Origin of the sequence: Mucilaginibacter sp. (genome assembly GCF_028288185.1) — a bacterium.
In the GTDB taxonomy this organism is placed as follows: Bacteria; Bacteroidota; Bacteroidia; order Sphingobacteriales; family Sphingobacteriaceae; genus Mucilaginibacter.
In genome coordinates this window covers 225,752-247,049 of record NZ_JAQBOF010000040.1, presented here as the reverse complement: position 1 = coordinate 247,049, position 21,298 = coordinate 225,752, and the positions used below count along the sequence as shown (strand labels likewise).

At 40.3% G+C, this 21,298-nt stretch carries 21 protein-coding genes and 1 tRNA gene; 7 read left to right on the top strand and 15 right to left on the bottom strand.

What is annotated here, in order from left to right; all coding sequences use genetic code 11:
* Window positions 1-17: 17 nt before the first annotated feature.
* The gene (locus tag JWQ34_RS18830) at window positions 18-1,037 is read left to right on the top strand and encodes a hypothetical protein (RefSeq protein WP_299360056.1); all 1,020 of its coding nucleotides are present in this window, start codon (window positions 18-20) and stop codon (window positions 1,035-1,037) included.
* A gap of 18 nt (window positions 1,038-1,055) precedes the next feature.
* Here JWQ34_RS18830 and cdaA read toward each other — a convergent pair whose 3' ends face one another.
* From cdaA to JWQ34_RS18810, 4 genes are read right to left on the bottom strand one after another with little or no spacing between them, the layout of a single operon-like run.
* Complete coding sequence (gene cdaA, locus JWQ34_RS18825; protein ID WP_299360053.1) at window positions 1,056-1,847, bottom strand: diadenylate cyclase CdaA; 792 nt, start codon at window positions 1,845-1,847, stop codon at window positions 1,056-1,058.
* A gap of 17 nt (window positions 1,848-1,864) precedes the next feature.
* The gene (locus JWQ34_RS18820; RefSeq protein ID WP_299360051.1) at window positions 1,865-2,347 is read right to left on the bottom strand and encodes a group II truncated hemoglobin; all 483 of its coding nucleotides are present in this window, start codon (window positions 2,345-2,347) and stop codon (window positions 1,865-1,867) included.
* Window positions 2,348-2,357: 10 nt separating this feature from the next.
* Window positions 2,358-3,404, bottom strand: a complete 1,047-nt coding sequence (locus tag JWQ34_RS18815; RefSeq protein WP_299360049.1) for a TerC family protein — start codon at window positions 3,402-3,404, stop codon at window positions 2,358-2,360.
* Window positions 3,404-4,375 carry a polyprenyl synthetase family protein gene (locus tag JWQ34_RS18810; protein WP_299360047.1) on the bottom strand — a complete coding sequence of 324 codons (972 nt, stop codon included), beginning with the start codon at window positions 4,373-4,375 and terminating at the stop codon, window positions 3,404-3,406. Before JWQ34_RS18810 ends, JWQ34_RS18815 begins: the two co-directional genes overlap by 1 nt.
* A 289-nt stretch (window positions 4,376-4,664) precedes the next feature.
* Between JWQ34_RS18810 and JWQ34_RS18805 the strand changes: the two genes are divergently transcribed.
* The 6 genes from JWQ34_RS18805 (at window position 4,665) to hemN (ending at window position 9,335) form a co-directional block, all read left to right on the top strand.
* Window positions 4,665-4,752: transfer RNA gene (locus tag JWQ34_RS18805), tRNA-Ser, on the top strand.
* Window positions 4,753-4,961: 209 nt separating this feature from the next.
* Window positions 4,962-5,093, top strand: coding sequence for a hypothetical protein (locus JWQ34_RS18800; protein WP_299360045.1), 132 nt, complete (start codon window positions 4,962-4,964; stop codon window positions 5,091-5,093).
* A gap of 96 nt (window positions 5,094-5,189) precedes the next feature.
* Complete coding sequence (locus tag JWQ34_RS18795; protein WP_299360043.1) at window positions 5,190-6,377, top strand: PAS domain-containing sensor histidine kinase; 1,188 nt, start codon at window positions 5,190-5,192, stop codon at window positions 6,375-6,377.
* Window positions 6,374-7,426 (top strand): response regulator, encoded by a 1,053-nt coding sequence (locus tag JWQ34_RS18790; RefSeq protein WP_299360041.1) that lies wholly within the window; start codon window positions 6,374-6,376, stop codon window positions 7,424-7,426. The genes JWQ34_RS18795 and JWQ34_RS18790 overlap by 4 nt, the downstream gene beginning before the upstream one ends.
* A gap of 81 nt (window positions 7,427-7,507) precedes the next feature.
* On the top strand, window positions 7,508-7,963 hold the full coding sequence (locus JWQ34_RS18785) for a lactate dehydrogenase (RefSeq protein WP_299360038.1): 456 nt from the start codon (window positions 7,508-7,510) through the stop codon (window positions 7,961-7,963).
* Window positions 7,964-7,973: 10 nt separating this feature from the next.
* Window positions 7,974-9,335 (top strand): oxygen-independent coproporphyrinogen III oxidase, encoded by a 1,362-nt coding sequence (gene hemN / locus JWQ34_RS18780; RefSeq protein WP_299360035.1) that lies wholly within the window; start codon window positions 7,974-7,976, stop codon window positions 9,333-9,335.
* A 220-nt stretch (window positions 9,336-9,555) separates the two neighbouring features.
* Here hemN and JWQ34_RS18775 read toward each other — a convergent pair whose 3' ends face one another.
* The 11 genes from JWQ34_RS18775 to JWQ34_RS18725 all read right to left on the bottom strand — a co-directional run bounded on the left by JWQ34_RS18775 (window position 9,556) and on the right by JWQ34_RS18725 (window position 21,132).
* Window positions 9,556-10,245 (bottom strand): sulfite exporter TauE/SafE family protein, encoded by a 690-nt coding sequence (locus JWQ34_RS18775; RefSeq protein WP_299360033.1) that lies wholly within the window; start codon window positions 10,243-10,245, stop codon window positions 9,556-9,558.
* Window positions 10,242-10,664, bottom strand: coding sequence for a FixH family protein (locus JWQ34_RS18770; RefSeq protein ID WP_299360032.1), 423 nt, complete (start codon window positions 10,662-10,664; stop codon window positions 10,242-10,244). The genes JWQ34_RS18775 and JWQ34_RS18770 overlap by 4 nt, the downstream gene beginning before the upstream one ends.
* Before the next feature lie 4 nt (window positions 10,665-10,668).
* Window positions 10,669-12,042, bottom strand: coding sequence for a cytochrome c oxidase accessory protein CcoG (gene ccoG, locus JWQ34_RS18765; protein ID WP_299360030.1), 1,374 nt, complete (start codon window positions 12,040-12,042; stop codon window positions 10,669-10,671).
* 4 nt (window positions 12,043-12,046) lie between these two features.
* Window positions 12,047-12,937 carry a cbb3-type cytochrome c oxidase N-terminal domain-containing protein gene (locus JWQ34_RS18760; protein ID WP_299360028.1) on the bottom strand — a complete coding sequence of 297 codons (891 nt, stop codon included), beginning with the start codon at window positions 12,935-12,937 and terminating at the stop codon, window positions 12,047-12,049.
* Between the two features lie 192 nt (window positions 12,938-13,129).
* On the bottom strand, window positions 13,130-15,256 hold the full coding sequence (ccoN, locus tag JWQ34_RS18755; RefSeq protein ID WP_299360026.1) for a cytochrome-c oxidase, cbb3-type subunit I: 2,127 nt from the start codon (window positions 15,254-15,256) through the stop codon (window positions 13,130-13,132).
* A 90-nt stretch (window positions 15,257-15,346) separates the two neighbouring features.
* On the bottom strand, window positions 15,347-15,520 hold the full coding sequence (gene ccoS, locus JWQ34_RS18750) for a cbb3-type cytochrome oxidase assembly protein CcoS (protein ID WP_299360023.1): 174 nt from the start codon (window positions 15,518-15,520) through the stop codon (window positions 15,347-15,349).
* A complete protein-coding gene (locus JWQ34_RS18745; protein WP_299360020.1) occupies window positions 15,517-17,907 on the bottom strand; it encodes a heavy metal translocating P-type ATPase metal-binding domain-containing protein in 2,391 nt (796 codons plus the stop codon). The genes ccoS and JWQ34_RS18745 overlap by 4 nt, the downstream gene beginning before the upstream one ends.
* Before the next feature lie 90 nt (window positions 17,908-17,997).
* On the bottom strand, window positions 17,998-18,606 hold the full coding sequence (locus JWQ34_RS18740; RefSeq protein WP_299360017.1) for a YceI family protein: 609 nt from the start codon (window positions 18,604-18,606) through the stop codon (window positions 17,998-18,000).
* A 13-nt stretch (window positions 18,607-18,619) separates the two neighbouring features.
* A complete protein-coding gene (locus JWQ34_RS18735; RefSeq protein WP_299360014.1) occupies window positions 18,620-19,027 on the bottom strand; it encodes a hypothetical protein in 408 nt (135 codons plus the stop codon).
* Window positions 19,028-19,107: 80 nt separating this feature from the next.
* The gene (locus JWQ34_RS18730) at window positions 19,108-20,487 is read right to left on the bottom strand and encodes a hypothetical protein (protein WP_299360011.1); all 1,380 of its coding nucleotides are present in this window, start codon (window positions 20,485-20,487) and stop codon (window positions 19,108-19,110) included.
* 12 nt (window positions 20,488-20,499) lie between these two features.
* The gene (locus tag JWQ34_RS18725) at window positions 20,500-21,132 is read right to left on the bottom strand and encodes a YceI family protein (RefSeq protein WP_299360009.1); all 633 of its coding nucleotides are present in this window, start codon (window positions 21,130-21,132) and stop codon (window positions 20,500-20,502) included.
* Window positions 21,133-21,298 lie beyond the last annotated feature (166 nt).

Genomic DNA, 21,298 nt, shown 5'->3' with positions numbered 1-21,298 from the left:
TCAGCCTGCAATATGCCATGACATTACCGCGCCTGTCCATCCCTAAAAACTACATTTACGCCGCATTTATCGCGTTAGCAATTTTAACAATAGGGCTTGTTTTATTACACAATGTAGCGCCAATAAAAAGGGATCTGACTGCAACCGCGTTTTTAATAGATATTACCATAACTTTCCCGGTGATCTATTACTTTTTGGTTATCCGCCCAAACAAGCTCAAAAAATGGCGGCTGGTTTTTGTTTTTACCTGTTGCTGCGGTGTAGCTTATCTGATATTGCCCGCGCATCAGCGGCATTACATCGTCCAGTTAAGAAAACTTACTGTTTGCCTGGAGTTGGGTGTAGTTATTTATGGCATCACACAGGTCAGGAAGATACGCGCAGCTTTTAACAGGCTACAAGCCGGGTTTACGGATACAGCCTTCAACTTCAATAAAAGCATGACCGAAGTTTTGGGCACCAACCCGGTAGTTAAGTTTTTATCAACCGAGCTGACGATTTTATACTTCGGGTTGTTTTGGTGGAGAAAACAAAAGCCATTTTCGGCAGATGTTAGGTCTTTCAGTATCTATAAAGAATCAGGTTACGCAGCTTTGTTCGGTGTGATCCTGGCGGTTTGCGTGATAGAGGTGGTAGCATTCCATTTATTCCTGATGCATTATAGCAACATAGCCGCGGTTATACTTACCGTGCTTAGTATTTATAGTATTATATTTATTATTGGCGATTTTTCGGCTATCGTTAAAAGCCCGGTAATAATTACCCAGGACCAATTATTATTACGCACCGGGTTAAGATGGCGGGCATTAATAAATAAGACTGATATAGCATCAGTTGAAAAGATAAGGGACAGCTATGAGCCGGGCGAAAATTGCTTTAAGGGCGGTATTATGAAAGGCAGCGTTAATGTGTTAATTACCTTCAACAACCCGGTATTGATAGAGCGCCTTTATAGAAAGTCTATCTATGCCACACAAATTATATTGTGTGTTGATGAGGCGGAGCGATTTATTGGCCGGGTAAATTATTCTAATTAATTGGTGACACTTCCTGGGTTAAAAATCCTTATTCAGCAGTTTTTCTAATTCAGCAAAGCTGATATTCATTTTTACGCGGCCCTGTTTGGCATATGATATCTCGCCGGTTTCTTCGGATATGATGATTGCACTAGCCTCATTAGCCTCGGTAACGCCAATACCGGCCCGGTGGCGCAATCCAAACTGCGCGGGCAAGTCAACCTTATCAGTCAAAGGCAAAATGCAACTGGCGGATTTTATTTTGTTCTCTGCTATTACCACCGCGCCATCATGCAGCGGGCTTGTTTTTTGGAATATGCTTTCCAATAATCGTTTTGATATTTTGGCATCCAGTACCTCACAGCTGTTTTGATAAAATTGTTCATCATAATATTTTGCAAAAACAATGAGCGCGCCGGTGCGGGTTTGCTTTAGTATTTTACAGGCATCTATTATGGGTTTAATACGGGCATAGTTGTTTTTCTCGTCTTTAGCACGGCCAAAAAAGTAAAGCCACCAGGCCTTATTTCTTTGTAGCGATGCATTCTTGCCAACAAGCAATAAAAACCGCCGTATTTCCTGCTTAAATACTACTACTATAATAATTACCCCGAAATCCTTAAAATAGCCCAGTATATCAGTAAGTAATTGCATGTGCAGCAGCTTTACTACCAGGTAAAGCACACAAATCAGGCCCATACCTAACAGGATATTAACCGCTATAGTACCGCGCACCAGGTTATAAAGCTGGTAAATAATAAACGCTACCAGTAGTATATCCAACACACCAAGCGGTGTGAGTTTAAAAAGACTAAGATCTAACGACTGCATTTACGAAGTTAATATTTTTAACCAATATAAGGGCCACCGGGTACACCCCAGCCCCATTTTGGCATGGGCATGTCGGGGTCCTCGTCAACGCTATCCAAATTTGAGTTTAAAACAGCTATACGCGTTCCCCATTCTAAATAAGCCATAAACGCCGAGCGGAATTCAGGGTCATCGGGCAATTCAAGTTCATCAGCAGTTTCAAGTAACAACTCCATCCAGCGTTTGCGGTGTTGCTGGGTTAAGTGCTTTGCCACGTGCTTTTGTATCATTTGGAAATGGCTGCCTTCAGATTCGCTGTATAATTTAGGTCCGCCCAAAACCTCGGCCACAAAATGTGCCACATGCTGCCGGTGTTGTGCCGACATATGCTTAAATACCGGCTCCAGGATATCATCGGCTAATACCTGATCGTAAAATTTATCAAACAAGTTTTCGAAAGCGGGCATACCTCCGGCCCATTCAAACAATGACGGAACAGCAGTTTTATTGTTCTCTTCCATAATGATATTGTTATGTTTCTTTCTTTTTTGGGAAAATTAGCGATGCTACAACACTTATCACCAATATACCCAAAATAACCAATAGCGACCTGCTGGTGGTAAGCCCTATCTTATCCACATAATTGGCAGCCAGCATTTTTAAGCCGATGAAGGTCAGCAATACAGCCAATCCAACTTTAAGGTAATGGAACTTATCAATGATATTCACCAGTAAAAAGAACATGGAACGCAGGCCCATTATGGCAAATATGTTAGAGAAGAACACAATGTATGGATCTTTAGTTACTGAGAATATAGCCGGGATAGAATCGACAGCGAAAACCAAATCGGTAACTTCAATGATCAGCAGCACTAAAAATAGCGGGGTGATCAGTTTTTTCTTATCGATCTTAACAAAGAACTTATTACCCTCAAACTTAGGGTGAACAGAAAAATATTTTGATGCCAGCTTAACCACTTTATGGTTCTCGGGATCTATGTTTTCTTCCTGATTGCGGTTAATAAACATGGTAACACCGGTATATACCAGGAACGCACCAAACAGGTACAGTATCCAATGGAACTCCTCAATTAAAGCAGCACCCACAAATATGAACAGGAAACGCATTACCACCGCGCCAATTATCCCCCATAGTAACACCTTATGGTAATGTCTTGGATTAACCGCGAAGGCCGTAAAGATCAGTACCATCACAAAAATATTATCTACAGATAGCGCATACTCTACCACATAGCCGGTAATAAACTCAAGTCCCAAATTTTTACGGTATAGCGCCAGGCTACCCGCAAAATCATTTGCGTTTAGTTTTAAATTATGGAAATTTTCGGTGTTGATATTTTGTAACGCGGCAAAGCTGTCAATGTGGTGCAGTAAATCGCCATAGTTCAAAATCAGCACATAAAATCCTAATGCAAAGGCAACCCAAACCGCGCTCATAAAGCCAGCTTGTTTAAGGCTAACCGGTTTATCAGATTTGCCAAAAAGGCCCAGATCCATAGCCATCATTATAAAAATGAAAACTAAAAAACCTGCAATAAATAAAAGTTCGTTTGCCACTATCTATCTCTTTCTGTTGTAAAACTCACTAATTGTGCAAGCCCTGTACGCGCATCGCACTCGGGGAGGGTGTTTAATATTTCAAAGGCTTCATCCCGGTACTTTTGCATCTGGGTTTCGGCATACTGTAGCCCTCCGGTTTGGTTTACAAAGTTAATAATGGCGGTGATCTTTTCCGGCTCGTCATTATGATTCTTCACCAGGTTGATCATTTTCTTTTTATCCGCAGCATCGCAATTATTTAATGCATAGATCAACGGCAGGGTAACTTTCTTTTCTTTAATATCTATGCCTAATGGCTTACCTACATCATCTGTGCCAAAATCAAACATATCATCTTTGATTTGGAAAGCTATGCCTATCTTCTCGCCAAACAGGCGCATTTTCTCAATAGTTTCCTCGTCAGCCCCGGCAGATGCCGCGCCGCAAGCGCAACAAGCAGCTATCAATGATGCTGTTTTTTGGCGGATAACATCATAATAAATCGGTTCGCCAATATCCATACGGCGCACTTTTTCTATTTGCAGCAACTCGCCCTCGCTCATTTGCTTTACCGCTTCTGATACTATTTTAAGTAGCTTAAAATCGCCGTTATCAATGGACAGTAATAATCCTTTTGATAGCAGGTAATCGCCAACCAAAACGGCTATTTTGTTTTTCCATAAAGCGTTGATAGAGAAAAAACCACGGCGTTGGTAGGAGTTATCAACCACATCATCATGCACCAGGGTAGCCGTATGCAGTAACTCGACCAAAGCCGCGCCACGATGGGTGGACTCATTAATACCCCCGCAAATACTTGCCGAAAAAAAGACAAACATGGGTCTTATTTGCTTGCCTTTGCGTTTTACTATATAATGGGTAATACGGTCAAGCAACGGTACTGAGCTTTGCATGGAGGCTTTAAAACGCTCCTCAAAAACATCAATATCAGCAGCAATGGGTTTTTTGATCTCGTTGATGCTCAACATTAAAATTGCAGGCTTTTATATGTATGCCAAACTGCTTGTCTGGCTAACTGTAGCAAACATAAGCTAAAAAAGTTTATCTGCATTATTACCATAAAAATTTTGACCGCAATTAAACTAATTGCCCGCCAAACACTCTATATAGTGCATTGATATTGCAGGTACGCACTGTAATTAAAGTGATAATATAGTTTTTGGTTATTTTTTATACAAGCGGGGCATTTAACGGGTGCCCCGCTTTTTTTGTACGCTGCGGACGCATTATTATTTTACCTTTGCAATCCATTTATACGGAGAGGTGTCTGAGTGGTCGAAAGAGCACGCCTGGAAAGTGTGTATACGCCAAAAGTGTATCGAGGGTTCGAATCCCTCCCTCTCCGCTGATTTCAATTTCAAAAAAGATAAAAGCCTGCAAATCAAAAAATTGCAGGCTTTTATCTTTTAAGTCAAATGACTATTGTTCACTATTCGCAACAAAAAAGGGCTATCCTCTTTGATCGCTATTTTGGGCGAGGAGGCAACGTTGCACCAAACCGGTGAATCACTGCGGCTTTCATTTTTTTAGGTATCATAATATATTTTTTAGCAGATGACAATTAAATATGGTTTGCTATTAAGCTTCTGTGCCAAAGGTTGCCAGATCGTACGCTGGAAAAAACTGATGGCTATCATTAAAAAAAATGATAAGGCGGTAGTAGCTATGATTCAGATCAAAAAATGATAATTGTCACTTTTTTACTTGAAAAATATTATATTTTGTGTGATATACATTGTCCATATTTGTGACAGCTATCATATACGAAGGATATAATCAATTATGGAAAACGCTGCGCTGTTAAAAGCTATAATAGATAATGCTATTGATGGAATTATAACTATTGACGATAGGGGAAAAATTGAGTCGATCAATCCGGCAGCATGCAAACTATTTCTTTATACCCAGGAAGACGTAATAGGCAACAATGTTTCTATGTTAATGCCTCCGCCGGATAGAGAGCAGCACGATGAATATATAGGCAGGTACCAGCGCACCCACGAACCACATATTATTGGCATCGGGCGCGAAGTAACGGGGCTTCGAAAAGATGGCACCCGTTTTCCGTTTAGATTAGGCGTTAGCGAAGTCCAATATTCTGGTCGTAAAATTTTTACCGGCTTTATTCATGACCTTAGTTTACAAAAAGAAGCCGAAGAGCAACTTAAAGAATACGCAACACATTTAGAAGAACTGGTTGAGGAACGAACGTCATCCTTACGACGTTCGCTGGACGCGCTGCAACAAGCAAAAGAGGAAGTTAGCCAATCATTAGAAAAAGAAAAAGAATTGAGCCAACTGAAAAGCCGCTTTGTGTCTATGGCATCGCACGAGTTTAGAACACCTTTAAGTGCTGTGCAATTATCTGCCTCATTAATTGATAAATACGCCGCTCCCTTTGATAGCCCAAATATTACCAAGCACGTAGCGCGTATTAAAAGCGCGGTAGGAAACCTTACAACTATTTTAAATGACTTCCTGTCTTTAGAAAAATTAGAAGCTGGTAAGGTTGAACCATCCTTTAATAGCTTTGACCTGGTTAAACTATCCGAAGAAATAACTGAGGAGATGCAAATGGTTGCTAAGCAAAACCAAAACATCATCTATCAACACACAGGGTTAAAAAGCATGATCACACTTGATCAAAACCTGTTAAAAAATTGTGTTATCAATCTTATTGCTAATGCCATTAAATACTCTGGCGAAAACACTTTTATTGAATTTAACACCGAGATAAATCGGGATAATTGTATCATAACCGTCAGGGATAACGGTATAGGCATCCCCGAAACAGACCAGAAACATTTATTTGAAGCTTTTTTCCGTGCGCACAATACCGGCAACATACCGGGTACAGGTTTGGGCTTAAATATAGTAGCCCGCTATGCCGACTTAATGAAAGGAACGGTTGATTTTAAAAGCGATGTTAATCAAGGCACATTATTTACCATATCATTTCCAGTATCATGAGTAAAAAAGTATTGATAATAGAGGACAATAACGATATCCGTGAAAATGTGGTAGAAATACTGGAATTGGCGGGCTACCAGGTTTACGCTGCAAATAATGGCAAAATTGGCGTTGACCTGGCTATAAAAAATTTACCCGATATTATATTATGCGATATAATGATGCCTGAGCTTGATGGGTATGGCGTTTTATATATGCTTAATAAATCGCCGGAAGCCGCAGCCATTCCGTTTATATTTTTAACAGCAAAGGCAGAACGCGTTGACTTACGCAAAGGGATGGAAATGGGTGCCGATGATTACCTAACCAAGCCTTTTGATGATATGGAACTGCTTAATGCTATTGAAAGCCGGTTAAAAAAAAGGGAAACACAGCAAGCTTTTTATAGCAAATCGTTAGACAATTTAAGTACATTGATAGCTAAAAATGACGGGCTTGCTGAGTTGAAAAAAATTATACTGGAACGTAAAGTAAGGCAATTTAAAAAAAACCAGGTTATTTATTACGAAGGCGATAAGGGCAATGGCCTTTATTTATTAATAAATGGCAGTGTAAAAACTATTAAACTGGCCGAAGATGGACGCGAGCTAATGACCGGTATTTATGGGCCTGATACTTACCTGGGGATACACGCTATGTTAGCCAATGAAGATTATACTGATACGGCGACGGCTTTAGAGGATAGTTTACTATGCCTTATCCCAAAAGACCAACTGGAACAACTATTAAATATGTATCCCGTTGTTGCACGCGAGTTTATAAAACTATTATCAAATGATATCCGCGAAAAAGAAGAACAGTTGTTACAATTAGCTTATCATTCTGTTAGAAAGCGCATGGCCGAAGCTATGGTTCGTTTATCGCGGCAGCATGTTACCGAGGGCGAATCTTTTAAGATATCAAGAGAAGACCTGGCTGCCATGGCCGGTATGGCCACCGAAACAGTTAGCCGTACTTTATCTGACTTTAAAGATGAGGGACTAATTGATAAAAAAGGCAGCGCCATAACCATCCTTGATATAAATAAGCTTGCCAAAATGAAAAACTGATAAAGGTCATTTTTCTTACTGACGCTTCTCATACTATACATGAAGCAATAGCGATAGTTTTGTTAGATAAAAACAAAGCTAATGAAAGCGGTTGCATACAATATAAAGCATTTCGAAAAGGAATTCCTGGCAAAGGCAAATCAAAAAAAACATGATATTACGCTTATTGCTAATCCTTTAGGTATAAATACTGCAATTTATGCAGAAGGCAAAGATGCTGTAATAGTGTTTGCTGATGATGATGTTTCGGCATTGGTGATTGAGAAACTGGCCGGGTTTGGCATAAAATATATAGTTACCAGATCGGCCGAGATGGGCCACATAGATACAAAAGCCGCAGCCGCCTATGGTATTAAGGTGGCAAATATCCCCTTATACCCCACACAGGAAGACCTGACTCAGCAAGCATTACAAGATGCTGCAGCCCAAACCATTACCAACCTTGATTTATGGCAAGCCAACAAATGTGTAGGCAATGCCTGCGCTTGTGCAAACAATTGCCGGGTATTGCCTACAACTAAGGGCCCAATTCAATAAACATTACATCATGCCTAACTATCTTACAGAAAAGTATAATGTGCCGGCACCACGTTATACCAGTTACCCCACCGTGCCTTATTGGGAAAACGACAAATTTACTAATGCTGCCTGGAAAAATCGTGTACAATGGGCGTTTGCCGAATGCAATGATAATGATGGCATAAGCTTGTATATCCATTTGCCCTTTTGTGAAGACCTTTGCACCTATTGTGGTTGCAATACCCGCATCACTAAAAATCATGGCGTAGAGGCGCCCTATATCGCGGCTTTGTTAAAAGAATGGCAGTTATATGGTGAGGTAATGGAGCATAAACCAATTATACGTGAAATTCATCTTGGTGGTGGCACACCTACTTTTTTTAGCGCAAAGCATCTTGGATTACTTCTTTCAGGCTTACTTGAACATTCAACTGTCCACTGCCAGGCCGAGTTTAGTTTCGAGGCCCATCCCGGTAATACGACTACTGAACATTTAGAAACGCTATATCATCTCGGCTTTCGTCGGATCAGTTTAGGTATCCAGGATTTTGATCCCAAAGTACAATTCATCATCAACAGGAAGCAGACATTTGAACAAGTACAAACTGTAACGCTTGAGGCGCGAAGGATTGGCTATACATCCATTAATTATGATTTGATATATGGGCTTCCTTTACAAACACTTAACGGTTTAATAAATACCATGAATATGGTTGCCGACTTAAAACCAGACAGGATTGCATTTTACAGTTATGCACACGTACCCTGGATTAAACCCGGGCAACGTAAGTTTACAGAGCTTGACCTGCCCGAGCCAAAACTAAAAACCAAATTACATCAGGTAGGCCGAAGCCTTTTAAAAGGTTATGGTTACCAGGAAATAGGAATGGATAACTTTGCGCTGCCCGGTGATGCGCTTTTGGTTGCACAAGCAAAAGGGAAATTGCATCGAAATTTTATGGGCTACACCAGCCAAAACACTCAATTATTGATAGGCTTGGGCGTATCGTCAATTAGCGATGCCTGCTATGCCTATGCCCAAAATGTTAAAACGGTCGAAGAATATTTAAAGTTGATGAACGAAGATAAACTACCCGTTGTTAAAGGGCATATATTAACCGGAGAGGACCTAATTATTAGGAAGCACATTCTGAATATTATGTGCAAAGGCTATACTGCCTGGAATCACCACACCCAACCTTGCGCTGCCATATTTAACGGCATTGACAGATTACAGCCGTTGGCCGATGATGGATTAATAGAACTTAATTCATGGGGTGTAAAAATCACCGAATCGGGCAAGCCATTTTTGCGTAATATTTGCATGGCGCTTGACGAACGCTTATGGGCAGACAAACCCGAAACTCAATTATTTAGCATGGCTGTGTAACTAATTATGTTTTAAATATCTTCAACCGGTACACCTTTTTGAAGCATAATAAAATCGCCTGTATACATTCTGCAAATAGCGCCGGATGGCCGGTAACATTAGTTGTTAAAACCTAGAAAGCCCAAAAGCCGGCAGCGTTAACAAAGCCAGCCGTTAAGCCAAATAGCTAGGCTAATTTAACATTATAGCCTATATGTTCGCTTAGTGCTTTAACATAATTTTATTTACAAATGGCCACCCCTGATTGTTGCTTTGCAGGGCTTAAATATGGAATATTAAAATTCATCCCTCTCAGAACAAACCAAAAGCCCAGGGATATCATTAAATAAGGCATGGCCTTATTTATCCTGCGCCTAATTACCGGACCAACAAAGCCCGAGCCAATGGTAGCTAATAACATCAGCGGAAAAGTCCCAAATCCAAAGCACAGCATAAACTGCGCCGCGGATATGGACGATGGCGTATTTACCGCGCCTATTAACGCAATATAAACAAAGCCGCATGGTAAAAAGCCGTTTAACAAGCCAACAATAAAATGGCCGGCTTTGTGCTGTAAAGCATAATGTAATGATTTGTTAATGGGTGTAAATAAAACAGACAGAGCCTTATTATTGGCAACGCGTATTTTTAACAATCTTGTTATAGCCGCCATAATCACCAATACGCCGGCAAGTATGCTTACCCCCTGCTGTAAACCTAATAACCATAGCTGCTTACCTATAAAACCAATTAATAAGCCTAAAAACGAATAAGTAATAACGCGCCCTATGTTATAAAGCAATTTGTCGGCAATTATTAGCCACCAACGCGCATTAAGAGTAGGTATTGCAAAAGCCAGTGGCCCACACATGCCAATACAATGCACACTGCCAAACAATCCAATAAAGAAAGCTATCCAATTAGCGCTCATTTTATAAATACTTCTTTTTGAAACATGTACAACTTACGTTCACTTTCCCATTCAATTAGCAATCGCCATTTTCCTTTTTCAATTGAGTTAAGAGGCAGATAGACCAATGGACCGGCATGAGTATCAATTTTAAAGACCCTATCCTGGTATTGGTTTGATGGGCGTAAAAAAGTGATCTTACCTATGGCGGGTTTATTAAAGACTAACCGCATTGTGATGCTATTGATTATTATTACAGGCTGTGCATGATCTTTTACAACTTGTATTTCTTTATCATAGTCTTTGCTGAACGATAGTCCTTTCTCATAATACTGATGGTCATAATCATCAGCCGGGCTCATGATCATATAAACGCACATGCTGATGATAAACAGCATAAATATGATCATTCCACCTACAATTCCTTTTCCCCAATTCATGGTTTTAATCGCTTATTGGCCCTACAAATGATGTAGTAACCGTCTGTATAATTTTGTTGCCCAATAAAAGCTGCAGCCTAACCTCTGTTTTAGGCGACCGGATATTTTTTGCCGGTATCATTACAAAAAACACAGCTTTTGTTTCTTCGCCTTTCTTTATAATCGCAGGTGCCTGTATGTATTTTATTTTAATTGCAGGATCTTCGGCCTTCAAGGTTATCTGTTGCAAACCATTAGTTTTGTTAATGATCTCCGCATTGTAAATATTGCTGATATAGCCATCCTGCTGCTGCTGATAAAGCATGCCCGCCCCGCGCATTACGGTCATATCTAAATCCTTGCGACTAAAAATAAAATAGCATAAAACACCAATCAGCAATACAATTACGGCCGCGTAGCCTTTCATCCTATTTGTAAACGTTGCTTTTTTTTGAGCGTGGATCATGTTTTCAGAAAAGTAACCAATAAGGTTTCTTGGCTTACTTATCTTGTCCATTACATGATCGCAGGCATCAATACAAATGGTACAGTTTATGCATTCTATCTGAGTACCGTTACGGATATCTATTCCTGTAGGGCAAACACCAACGCATAGCCCACAGTCTACACAGTCCCCTTTTTGGTTTAGCGGGTCTAAAACGCGCATTAGCTTTCCGCGCGGTTCTCCCCTCACATCATTATAAGCCACTACCAAGGTGTCTTTATCAATTAAAACACTTTGTAACCTGCCATAAGGGCAAATAACCGTACAAACCAACTCACGTACCCGGCTATATATTAAATAAAATATAGTTGTAAATACAAAAATGCTGGCAAAGCCAACCCAATGCTTGTTAACAGGTTCGGCAATTATTTTGATCAGGTTTTCGCTGCCGGTTAGGTAAGCCAGAAACGTATTTGCTATCAAAAATGACACAAGAAAAAACAGCACATGTTTGGCTGTTTTTTTAAATAGCTTTTCATTTGTCAATGGGCCCGCATCTAACTTTTTGCGCTTATTAGCATCACCTTCTATCCATATTTCTATCTTGCGGAATACCATCTCCATAAAAATGGTCTGTGGACATATCCAACCGCAAAACATACGGCCAAATGCGATGGTAAACAACACCACACAGACTATAAAAACTAACGATGCCAGCATAAACAGAAATATGTCCTGCGGCCAAAAAGCTTGTCCTAATATTACAAAGTGCTTATTAACAAAGTCAAGCAGTAAAAAAGGCTGTCCGCCAATTCGTAAAAAAGGGCCGGCGAAGAAGAATATTAAATAGGCGTAACTTAACCAGTTACGCCATTTATAATAAACACCTTTGCGTATAAGCGGGTATTGCCACTTTCTTTCTCCCGATCCGCTCCCTGCCAATAATCCGCTCATGATTTTAGTTTGACGCCAGTTTGCTATCCGTTTCTTTAGTGCCTTGGGGTTCTTTAGCGCCAGCCGGATTTGTACCATGCAATGATTTTACATAGTTGGCCACGTCCGCTATTTGTTTGGGCGATAAGATCTTCTCCCAGGTAGGCATACCTTTGGCGGCCACGCCGTATTTTATAGTTTTAAACAGATCATTTATTTTACTGCCATGTAACCAAAAGTCATCTGTTAAGTTCGGGCCAACCATGCCTTGCGCATTATCGCCGTGGCAAGCCACACAATTAGTTTTAAATATACCCTGGCCCGCGCTAATAACGGCCGGATCTGATACCAACTTTACCGTATTTTCATCTACACGATTAGCACTTTTACTTAAAAAAGCTTTTTTAGCAATATCGGCTTGTGCAACTTCTGTTTTATACTCAGCGTATTGTAACTGGCCGGTATGGAAAACATGATAGTTTAAAAGGTATCCTATCCCAAAAATGATGGTGCCGTAAAACAGGTACATAAACCAGGCAGGGGTTGGATTGTCCAGTTCCTGGATCCCGTCATATTCATGTTCCATTATCATATCTTTTTCTTCAGATAAAGGACGTAATGACATCAGTTTAATCCAAACATTGCCTTTGGGTTTCGCAGGGGCTTTTTCTGGTGCTAATTGCTTTTTGATCTCTTGCTCAGTATATCCTTCTGATTTTAGAATAATGCGAGTTAGTATTTTGGTAGTTTTTAACAACACCAGTAAAACTATTATAAGAAGTAATAACATAAATACCACCGCCCCGTAGCCTATATAATTCATTAAATCGCCTGGTATCAGGCTATCATTAGCAGCCATGGTTGGGCCAGCTGTAAACAACAAGGCAAACAATAAAATAACACGTTGATATTTCATTTTAGTAAGGTATTAGATGAACCAATTTGACTATCATGTAGTGGCATATCGCTCATGTGATCAACGTGCGATTTCTTAAGCCGAAAAAGTATGACGGCAACTACTATAAAGAATACAAGGAATATACCCAGCGAGAAAAGCAGGTACACCTGATTTCCCGAAATATTTTCTGTGAATTGTTTAAACATGATCTTAATTTTTATCGGTTTTATTTGCTTTTATATCCATACCTAAGCGTTGCAGGTAGGCTATTATGGCTATTACTTCTTTATCACTTTTTATTTTGATATGGTCTTTAGCCAAATCACCGGCAATTGCTTTTGCCTGCTCATCCAAATCAGCATTAGCTAAGTTTTCATAACCCACCGGATATGGAACACCTAATGTGCGCATGGCATGTATTTTAGCTCGGGTTGTGGTAGTATCAAGTGTTTGGGTTAACAGCCAGCTATATTCCGGCATAATACTTCCGGGCGACATCAACCTTGGATCCATCAGGTGATTATAGTGCCAGGCATTACCATACTTGCCACCTATGCGTGCCAAATCCGGCCCCGTACGTTTTGATCCCCACAGAAATGGGTGATCGTATACAAACTCGCCGGCCTTGCTGTATTCGCCGTAACGTTCGGTTTCAGACCTGAACGGTCTTACTGTTTGCGAATGGCAATTTGAACAACCCTCTCGGATGTAAAGATCGCGCCCCTGCAACTCTAACGATGTATAAGGTTTTACGCTTGCTATAGTTGGGATATTTGATGAGATGGTTAATGTGGGCATTAACTCTACAAAAGTGCCTATTAATATTACTATTAAAGCCGCTATCATTAGCTGTATAGGTTTACGCTCTAACCTGCGGTGCCAGCCAGACTCTCTCGCTATTGTATGTACCGGCTCAAGCGGCATAGCTTGTGCGGCTTCATTGGCCACAAGGCTGCCTTGTTTTGCGGTTTTTAGAAGATTGTAAGCCATCACAATAACGCCTAATAAATACATGGCGCCACCTACTGACCGCATAATATGCATTGGTAATATTTGCAATGTGGTTTCTAAAAAGTTTGGATATTTAAGCATACCCTCAGGGGTAAACTCTTTTAGCATAAGGCTTTGGGTAAAGCCGGCCCAGTACATGGGTACGGCATAAAAAATAATACCCAGGGTACCTACCCAAAAGTGGAATGAGGCCAGTTTTTTCGAGAATAATTCGGTTTTATAAATGCGCGGAATTAACCAATACAGAACAGCGAATGTTAAAAATCCATTCCATCCCAATGCACCAACGTGTACATGGGCTATGATCCAATCGCTAAAGTGGGCAATGCTGTTTATTTGTTTTAAGGATAACATTGGCCCTTCAAAAGTGGCCATACCATAGGCGGTTAATGCAACCACCATAAACTTCAGAATAACGTCATCGCGCACCTTATCCCAGGCGCCACGAAGTGTTAATAATCCGTTTATCATGCCACCCCAGCTTGGAGCTATCAGCATAATAGAAAACGCAACACCTAATGATTGTGCCCAACCAGGTAATGTGGTGTATAATAGGTGGTGAGGGCCGGCCCAGATATAAATAAATATCAGCGCCCAAAAGTGAAGTATACTTAGTTTGTAGGAATAAATAGGTCGATTAGCCATTTTAGGCAAGAAGTAATACATCATGCCCAAATAAGGAGTAGTCAAGAAAAATGCAACCGCATTATGTCCGTACCACCATTGCACCAGCGCGTCTTGCACACCAGCATAAACCATATAGCTTTTAAAAGCAGATACCGGTAACTCGAACGAGTTTACAACGTGTAGTACAGCTATAGTAACAAATGTTGCTATGTAAAACCAAATAGCAACATATAAGTGGCGCTCGCGGCGTTTAAATATGGTACCGAACATATTAATTCCAAACACCACCCATATCACGGTAATTGCTATATCTATAGGCCACTCCAGTTCGGCATATTCATGCGAGGTAGTTAGGCCCAACGGCAACGTAATTACAGCCGAAACAATGATGAGCTGCCATCCCCAGAAATGTATATTGCTTAATGCATCGCTAAACATCCGTGCCTTAAGCAGCCGTTGAAGCGAATAATACACCCCCATAAAAATGGCGTTACCCACAAATGCAAAAACCACCGCATTAGTGTGCAACGGGCGTATCCGCCCAAAGGTGGTGTACTGGTTGTGCATATTGGCGCCAGGATGGTAAAGTTGTATGGCTGCTATTAAACCTACTGTCATACCAATAATACCCCATAACACCGTAGCTATACCAAAGTCACGGACGATCTTGTTGTCATAATAAAATTTTTCAGGCTGCATATTAAGTATCTTTTTATAGGCGTAAAAATATTGCGGTTAGCGGTGTGACAGAATGATGACAGTTAAGCAAAAAAGTGATTGGTGTCACTTTTAGATTGACGGCGGCGTTTCGTCCGGCGTTTCCTCATCATCTTCTATAAGCATACGCATTGAGGGCGTAAACAGGTCATCATTTTGCCCATTGCCCTGTGCCCAGAAAAAAGCGCCCAAAAAGCCAAGCGCTAGCACTACGCTACACCCTATCAGGAAATAAAGTATGTTCATATTAATTGTCGTTTTTTTGCAGCGAAATGTGTGGCCAGGCTGGTAAACGAAATAATGGTAACGGTACTTAACGGCATTAATATAGCGGCCGTTAATGGTGATAAATTACCCGTTACGGCATAACTTAAACCAACCAGGTTGTAGGTTAAGGATATAAAAAAAGAAAAATGAATGATGGCGATGGTGTCTTTAGCGAAACGTAAAAAAACCGGCAATTTATCAAACGATTTTCCATCGAGTATAGCATCACTGCCGGGCGAAAAGTTGTTTACATTATCTGTAACTGCTATACCCAGGTCGCTTTGCTTTAAAGCGCCCGAATCATTAAGCCCGTCACCAATCATCATTACCTTGCTGCCGTTTTTTTGCAGTGACTGCACAAAGTCTAACTTGCTTTGTGGCGATTGATTAAAGTACATGCTATTTGCCTTGGGGAAAAACTCCTGTAGGTCTTCCCTTTCATGATCCTGATCGCCGGAAAGTAAATACTCATCGTAACTGGCTGATAATGCGGCAATATTTTTCATTCCATCGCGATAGCTAAGCGAGAATGCAACATAGCCCATATACTTATCATCAATAGCAATATGAACCATTGTATGAACCGGGGAATGGTCGCTGCACTCCAGTATAAAATCGGCACTACCTGCCATTACAAAGTGTCCGTTGATATGGGCTTGTATCCCTTTGCCTGCAATCTCATTATATCCGTTTACAGCAAGCTGATCCATATTACCCAGGTAAAGGCAAATTATACGGCTTAGCGGGTGGCTTGAATTACTGCAAAGACTGTAAACCAGTTGTTTTTGTTCATCTGTTAAAACGGCTTCTAATTTTATGTTCTTAACCGTGCCTGTTGTTATTGTACCCGTTTTATCCATCACAATGCTGTCAATTGCGGCTAACTGCTCAACCACCGCTACATTTTTTAAATAAAAACGGTTACGGTCAAAAGTGCTTAATGCTGCCGACATCGTAAATGGCGTACTTAATGCCAATGCACATGGGCATGCTACTATTAATATAGCCGTAAATGCGGCAAACCCTCTTCTTACATCTGTGGGCAGCCAAAAAATAAGGGTTGCAAATGCTATCGATAGCAAAACGATGGTAAAGTATTTGCTCATTTTCTCATTAAAAGTTTGCATACGTTTATCCTGCTTGCGTGTAAACGCTTCATTGTTCCATAATTGCGTAAGGTAGCTTTGCGATACAGTCTTAACCACTTCCAATTCAATAGCTTCACCAGTTTGGCGGCCACCTGCATAAATGATCTCACCAAGAGTTTTGCTTACTGGTATAGCTTCGCCGGTTACAAAGCTAAAATCAACCAAAGCCTCCCCTTTTAACAAAATGGCATCGGCAGGGATGATTTCATTGTTACGAATCACCATTCTGTTACCAATACCCAACTTGCCGAGTGGCACAGGTTTCTCTATCCCATTTTCAATAATATGTACCGCCACCGGGAAAAACGACCGGTAATCGCGCTCGAACGAAATATGGTGGTATGTTTTTTTCTGAACGAATTTGCCTACCAATAAGAAAAACACCAGCCCGCAAAGGGTATCGGCAAAACCGGCACCTGTATGGGTAAATATTTCTAAAACCGTGCGGCCAAATAAAACCGCAATACCAAGCGCGAGCGGAAAGTCAATATTCAACACCCTGTTTTTTAAATTCTGCCAGGCCGAAACAAAATATCCGGTGCCGCTATACAGCACTATGGGTAAAGAAAATAAAATATTTATCCAGCCAAAAAAGTGTTTAAATGTTTGCTCGAAACTCGATAAACCAAAATATTCGGGAAAGCTTAATAACATAACGTTGCCGAAACAAAAGCCGGCAACGGCTATTTTTGACACCAGGTTATCCTTATCGGCAGTGTTTTGTTTTTTTATAACATCCTGCAGGCTTATAAGCGGCTCGTAGCCTATATTATCTAAAAGCTCTACCAATTGCTGCAGGTTTAATTTTTCGTGATCGTAATGTATATTAAGCTGCTTTTTCAAGAAATCTACCCGGCAATTGTGCACGGCAGGATTGATCTTGTTCAGTTTCTCCAGCAGCCATAAGCACGAGCTGCAATGGATCTGGGGAATGTAAAAGGTTACTATTGTAATATGCTTGTCGCGATAGTCAATAAGATCACTCGCTATGGTTTCGTCACTCAAATAATCAAAGCGCTTATCGGTTTGCTTACGGGTTATGCCCGGGTGCTCATTGTAGCTATAATAATTACAAAGGTTATCTGTTGATAATACCTCGTAAACACTTTTGCAGCCATGGCAGCAAAAGTGTTTGCCGGCAACAATATATTCTGTGGTTGTACAATCATCGCCGCAATGGTAGCAGGCTGTTTTTTCAAGAACAGGGCTTTTAATCATTAGAAATTATTTTATCCAAAACTGCCTCAATACTTGATGATAAAGAATGATGGATTGCGGAGAAGAAAGTGATCTTCATCAATTTTGGTATTAATTAAGATCTCTCATTTTTAGATGGAAAGCAACGCTCAATTTATCATTGGTTTTTATCATACCACCCAGCTTCCGTGGCGGAATGAGGTTAAAATCAGAGAAATTAACATCCCGGGATCCTAAAAGGTGAATATTTTTTTGATCATCAATTGATACCAGGTATTTAACCTGGAAACGTTTAGTTGCACCTGCAAGTTCAATATCTACAAAGCCTGTTATCATTGCTGGTTTGGCCGTTAAGTCGGGGAACTCGCTTAACGATAAGAACCTAATACGCAGGTGCGGAAATTCTTTTTCTTTTAAGGTTTTCCGCAAATCATGCGTCATTATGGAATTGTGGCAATTAAAGCTTTGTATTTTAAGCCTGATATCTCCTGATAAAATAATTTCTTTATTCCCCCTACTCAGCGTTAGTGTATCAGTTTGGTCGTAAGCAGGAATATCACATGCAAACTTATTAATGTTTGTTGTACCGTTTACAGACAGGCTACTACTCTCGCTGATGAGCCATTTTGTTTCGGTGACAACAGTAAAGTTACGTGGCTTAACAAAGCCGGTAAGTAAAACAAACAGAACTGTTATCCATAAAATATTTCTGTGCATCATACTTTATGGTTCATTAAGGATTAAGTTTTGCAAAAACCATCCCGGCTACTGTGGCCTGTATTAACCCATAAATAAACCAGCTTGATACCATTGCAACAGTAATATCCAGCGCGCTAAATGAGATCCACATTACCGGTACTAGTGCAATGATCGAGTACACCAGGCCAAACTCTATCCCACGTAAAATAAACATGCCCTTAAACAGGGTTTTAAACCTGTCCCAAAACCATGATAATGCGAAACTGAAGATGAACGCATGCATGTAAAAAAGCACATCGCGGCTACCGTCTGAATTAAAAAGCGGGTTAAAATATTCTGTAAATAACGATGGGAAATACTTTACTGCCAGGTATAAGCCGCCATAGCTAAATACAAACAGTATGCAACCGGTAATAAAACCCGAAACAATTATTTTTTTCATGTTAATGATTAATAAAAGAGATTAAAAACAAGGCCCCTCACTTCGCAGTTAGGGGTCTTGTTCAATAGTCACTTAAGGTATTAAAATGATATGGCTGCCTGTATAACCAAACCGCTAAACTTGCCGCCATTTAAGATATTTGTAGCGTCAAAATCTTTGTATTGCTGGCTTACCCATTCGCCTTTCATCATAACATTTTTGGTAAGGAACCATCCGGCTGAAGCGGCAGAACGGCTAACAGTTACATCGGTAGTATTGCCCACAATTGTTGCTGATACGGTGTTGTAGCGATAGCCTACCCAAAAGTTTTCAGTTTCAGCAGGGAACCTGTATATCACATCAGCTGCATATTGTTTTGCTCCGCGATTTGCTGTTTCGGTAATAGTTCTGCCTTTTGCAGATTCTATTGTTCCAAAAAGTTCAAGGCCACGATATTTCAAAAACAAGTTGCCCATTAAACTATGGTTCTCCTGGCTAAAGCCCGGGTTAAACCTTCCTGAAAAAGCATTATAATCAACCGCTTGTGTAAGTACGCTGCCTGCCGCAGTGGTTGGGTTTGACATAACATTATAATAGTTTGAGCCGGTACGGTCGCCGCCAAATAAGGTATTGCTTGCAGCACTGTTTACTGAATAAACTGAGCCTGAAACTCTTAACCTAAAATCAGGAGTAAGTTGTTTGTCGAAACCTAATTTACCAATAAATGCAGGCGGATATTTATTAACCTGGCCCGTTTTTGCGTCAATTTTAGTTGGGGCAATGGTAACCGCGTTTAATTCACCATCTGTAATGGCGCCCATTGCAAACAGGCCTGTTTTTTGACATTTGTAATAAACATGCATACCTATTTCGGTAGCAAACTCGTCCATAATATAATTTTCTACGAAAGGGTTATAAATAGTATTACCACCATCAGATCTTCTATAATGCTGATCGCCATAGTCAACGTCTGACTGGCCTACTACAAAGGTTATACTCTTCATGATGTCATCAACCAACGGGCTGTGTAAGAAAGGCATTTTATCTATTTGCAAGTACCCGCCTTTAACCCAAGAATCTTCGTGGTGCCTGGTTGCCAGGTAAGTGGTTAGGTTTAAACGTACGCCATCAGCTAACTGGATATCAAAAGCCATATTTGCCATTGGCAGATTAAATCCATTATATATTGGTGTAATTGCATTTACATTACCTGTTGACGTGCCTACAGTTTTTGTAAGTGCCGTTGCCGTATTTGATGCTTTTAAAGTTTGATATGCCAGCGTAAAACCACCGCCAATTTTTACTTTAAGGCCGCTAAATTTTACGGTGTCTTTTTTACTGGTTTCAAATACATTTATACCTTGTTTGTTGTTAGGCCGATAGTATTGAATTTGTCCCTCCTGTGCATTTGCTGTTAAAGGAACCACACCCATTAAGCCTAGGGCCAATGAGCTTATTAGGGTAAAAATTTTAGTTTTCATGATGTTATTATTTTAAAGGGCTTTGGTTAATAGTTGATTGCTTTTGTAATTAAGATTAAATTGTATGGTAAGGTCATTCTTAACTTTCATTGCACCCAGCATAAAGCTTGGCGGGTCAATTTTGTAATCAGTTAGTTTTAAGTTTTCAGATCCTGTACATGTAATGGTGTTATCAGCATTAGTAACCGCATAAATTGTCATGACAATACTTTGCGATACACCAGCTATAGTAAGTTCGCCTGTTGCTTTGATGGTGTATTTGTTTTTTTGAGTCTGCGTTACGATGGCTGAGCTAAGTTTATAAGTAACTTTTGGGTATTGATCGGCTTTCATAGTTTTGTAGGTCCGGTTATCCATAGACTCATGCTCGCTTTTAAGACTTTTAGCGTTTACCGATAAATTGAATGAAGAAAGTGCGCGAAGTTGGCCATCGCCATCTAATTTAAACTCGCCCTGGCTCTCGACAGCCAATGATGTCAAAACCCAATCGTGTACATTAGATGTACCGAGTACCTTAATAGTGGCATCTTTACCAGGTGTTAATTTATAAGTACTTTGCGCGCTCACTATTTGAGGCACTGCACCCAAAATAACCGCGGCTATTATAAAGGTGATTGCTATTATTTTTCTGTTTAAATTTTTCATTTTATTTGGTGTTTGATTATGACCAAAAGTACCCTGTGTAACCAAGGTGGGGAATGATGCGAAGTGCTTATTAAAGTGATGCTTGTCACTTTTTAAGTAAAACATTTACAACTATTTATAGTAGGACCCTTAAATAAAAAATGCCCATGACCAACTTGGCCACAGG

Coding starts and splice junctions, on each gene's coding strand:
- JWQ34_RS18830 (WP_299360056.1), top strand. CDS start 18: ATGACATTACCGCGCCTGTCCATCCCTAAAAACTACATTTACGCCGCA.
- cdaA (WP_299360053.1), bottom strand. CDS start 1,847: ATGCAGTCGTTAGATCTTAGTCTTTTTAAACTCACACCGCTTGGTGTG.
- JWQ34_RS18820 (WP_299360051.1), bottom strand. CDS start 2,347: ATGGAAGAGAACAATAAAACTGCTGTTCCGTCATTGTTTGAATGGGCC.
- JWQ34_RS18810 (WP_299360047.1), bottom strand. CDS start 4,375: ATGTTGAGCATCAACGAGATCAAAAAACCCATTGCTGCTGATATTGAT.
- JWQ34_RS18800 (WP_299360045.1), top strand. CDS start 4,962: ATGACAATTAAATATGGTTTGCTATTAAGCTTCTGTGCCAAAGGTTGC.
- JWQ34_RS18795 (WP_299360043.1), top strand. CDS start 5,190: ATGGAAAACGCTGCGCTGTTAAAAGCTATAATAGATAATGCTATTGAT.
- JWQ34_RS18790 (WP_299360041.1), top strand. CDS start 6,374: ATGAGTAAAAAAGTATTGATAATAGAGGACAATAACGATATCCGTGAA.
- JWQ34_RS18785 (WP_299360038.1), top strand. CDS start 7,508: ATGAAAGCGGTTGCATACAATATAAAGCATTTCGAAAAGGAATTCCTG.
- hemN (WP_299360035.1), top strand. CDS start 7,974: ATGCCTAACTATCTTACAGAAAAGTATAATGTGCCGGCACCACGTTAT.
- JWQ34_RS18775 (WP_299360033.1), bottom strand. CDS start 10,245: ATGAGCGCTAATTGGATAGCTTTCTTTATTGGATTGTTTGGCAGTGTG.
- JWQ34_RS18770 (WP_299360032.1), bottom strand. CDS start 10,664: ATGAATTGGGGAAAAGGAATTGTAGGTGGAATGATCATATTTATGCTG.
- ccoG (WP_299360030.1), bottom strand. CDS start 12,042: ATGAGCGGATTATTGGCAGGGAGCGGATCGGGAGAAAGAAAGTGGCAA.
- JWQ34_RS18760 (WP_299360028.1), bottom strand. CDS start 12,937: ATGAAATATCAACGTGTTATTTTATTGTTTGCCTTGTTGTTTACAGCT.
- ccoN (WP_299360026.1), bottom strand. CDS start 15,256: ATGCAGCCTGAAAAATTTTATTATGACAACAAGATCGTCCGTGACTTT.
- ccoS (WP_299360023.1), bottom strand. CDS start 15,520: ATGAACATACTTTATTTCCTGATAGGGTGTAGCGTAGTGCTAGCGCTT.
- JWQ34_RS18745 (WP_299360020.1), bottom strand. CDS start 17,907: ATGATTAAAAGCCCTGTTCTTGAAAAAACAGCCTGCTACCATTGCGGC.
- JWQ34_RS18740 (WP_299360017.1), bottom strand. CDS start 18,606: ATGATGCACAGAAATATTTTATGGATAACAGTTCTGTTTGTTTTACTT.
- JWQ34_RS18735 (WP_299360014.1), bottom strand. CDS start 19,027: ATGAAAAAAATAATTGTTTCGGGTTTTATTACCGGTTGCATACTGTTT.
- JWQ34_RS18730 (WP_299360011.1), bottom strand. CDS start 20,487: ATGAAAACTAAAATTTTTACCCTAATAAGCTCATTGGCCCTAGGCTTA.
- JWQ34_RS18725 (WP_299360009.1), bottom strand. CDS start 21,132: ATGAAAAATTTAAACAGAAAAATAATAGCAATCACCTTTATAATAGCC.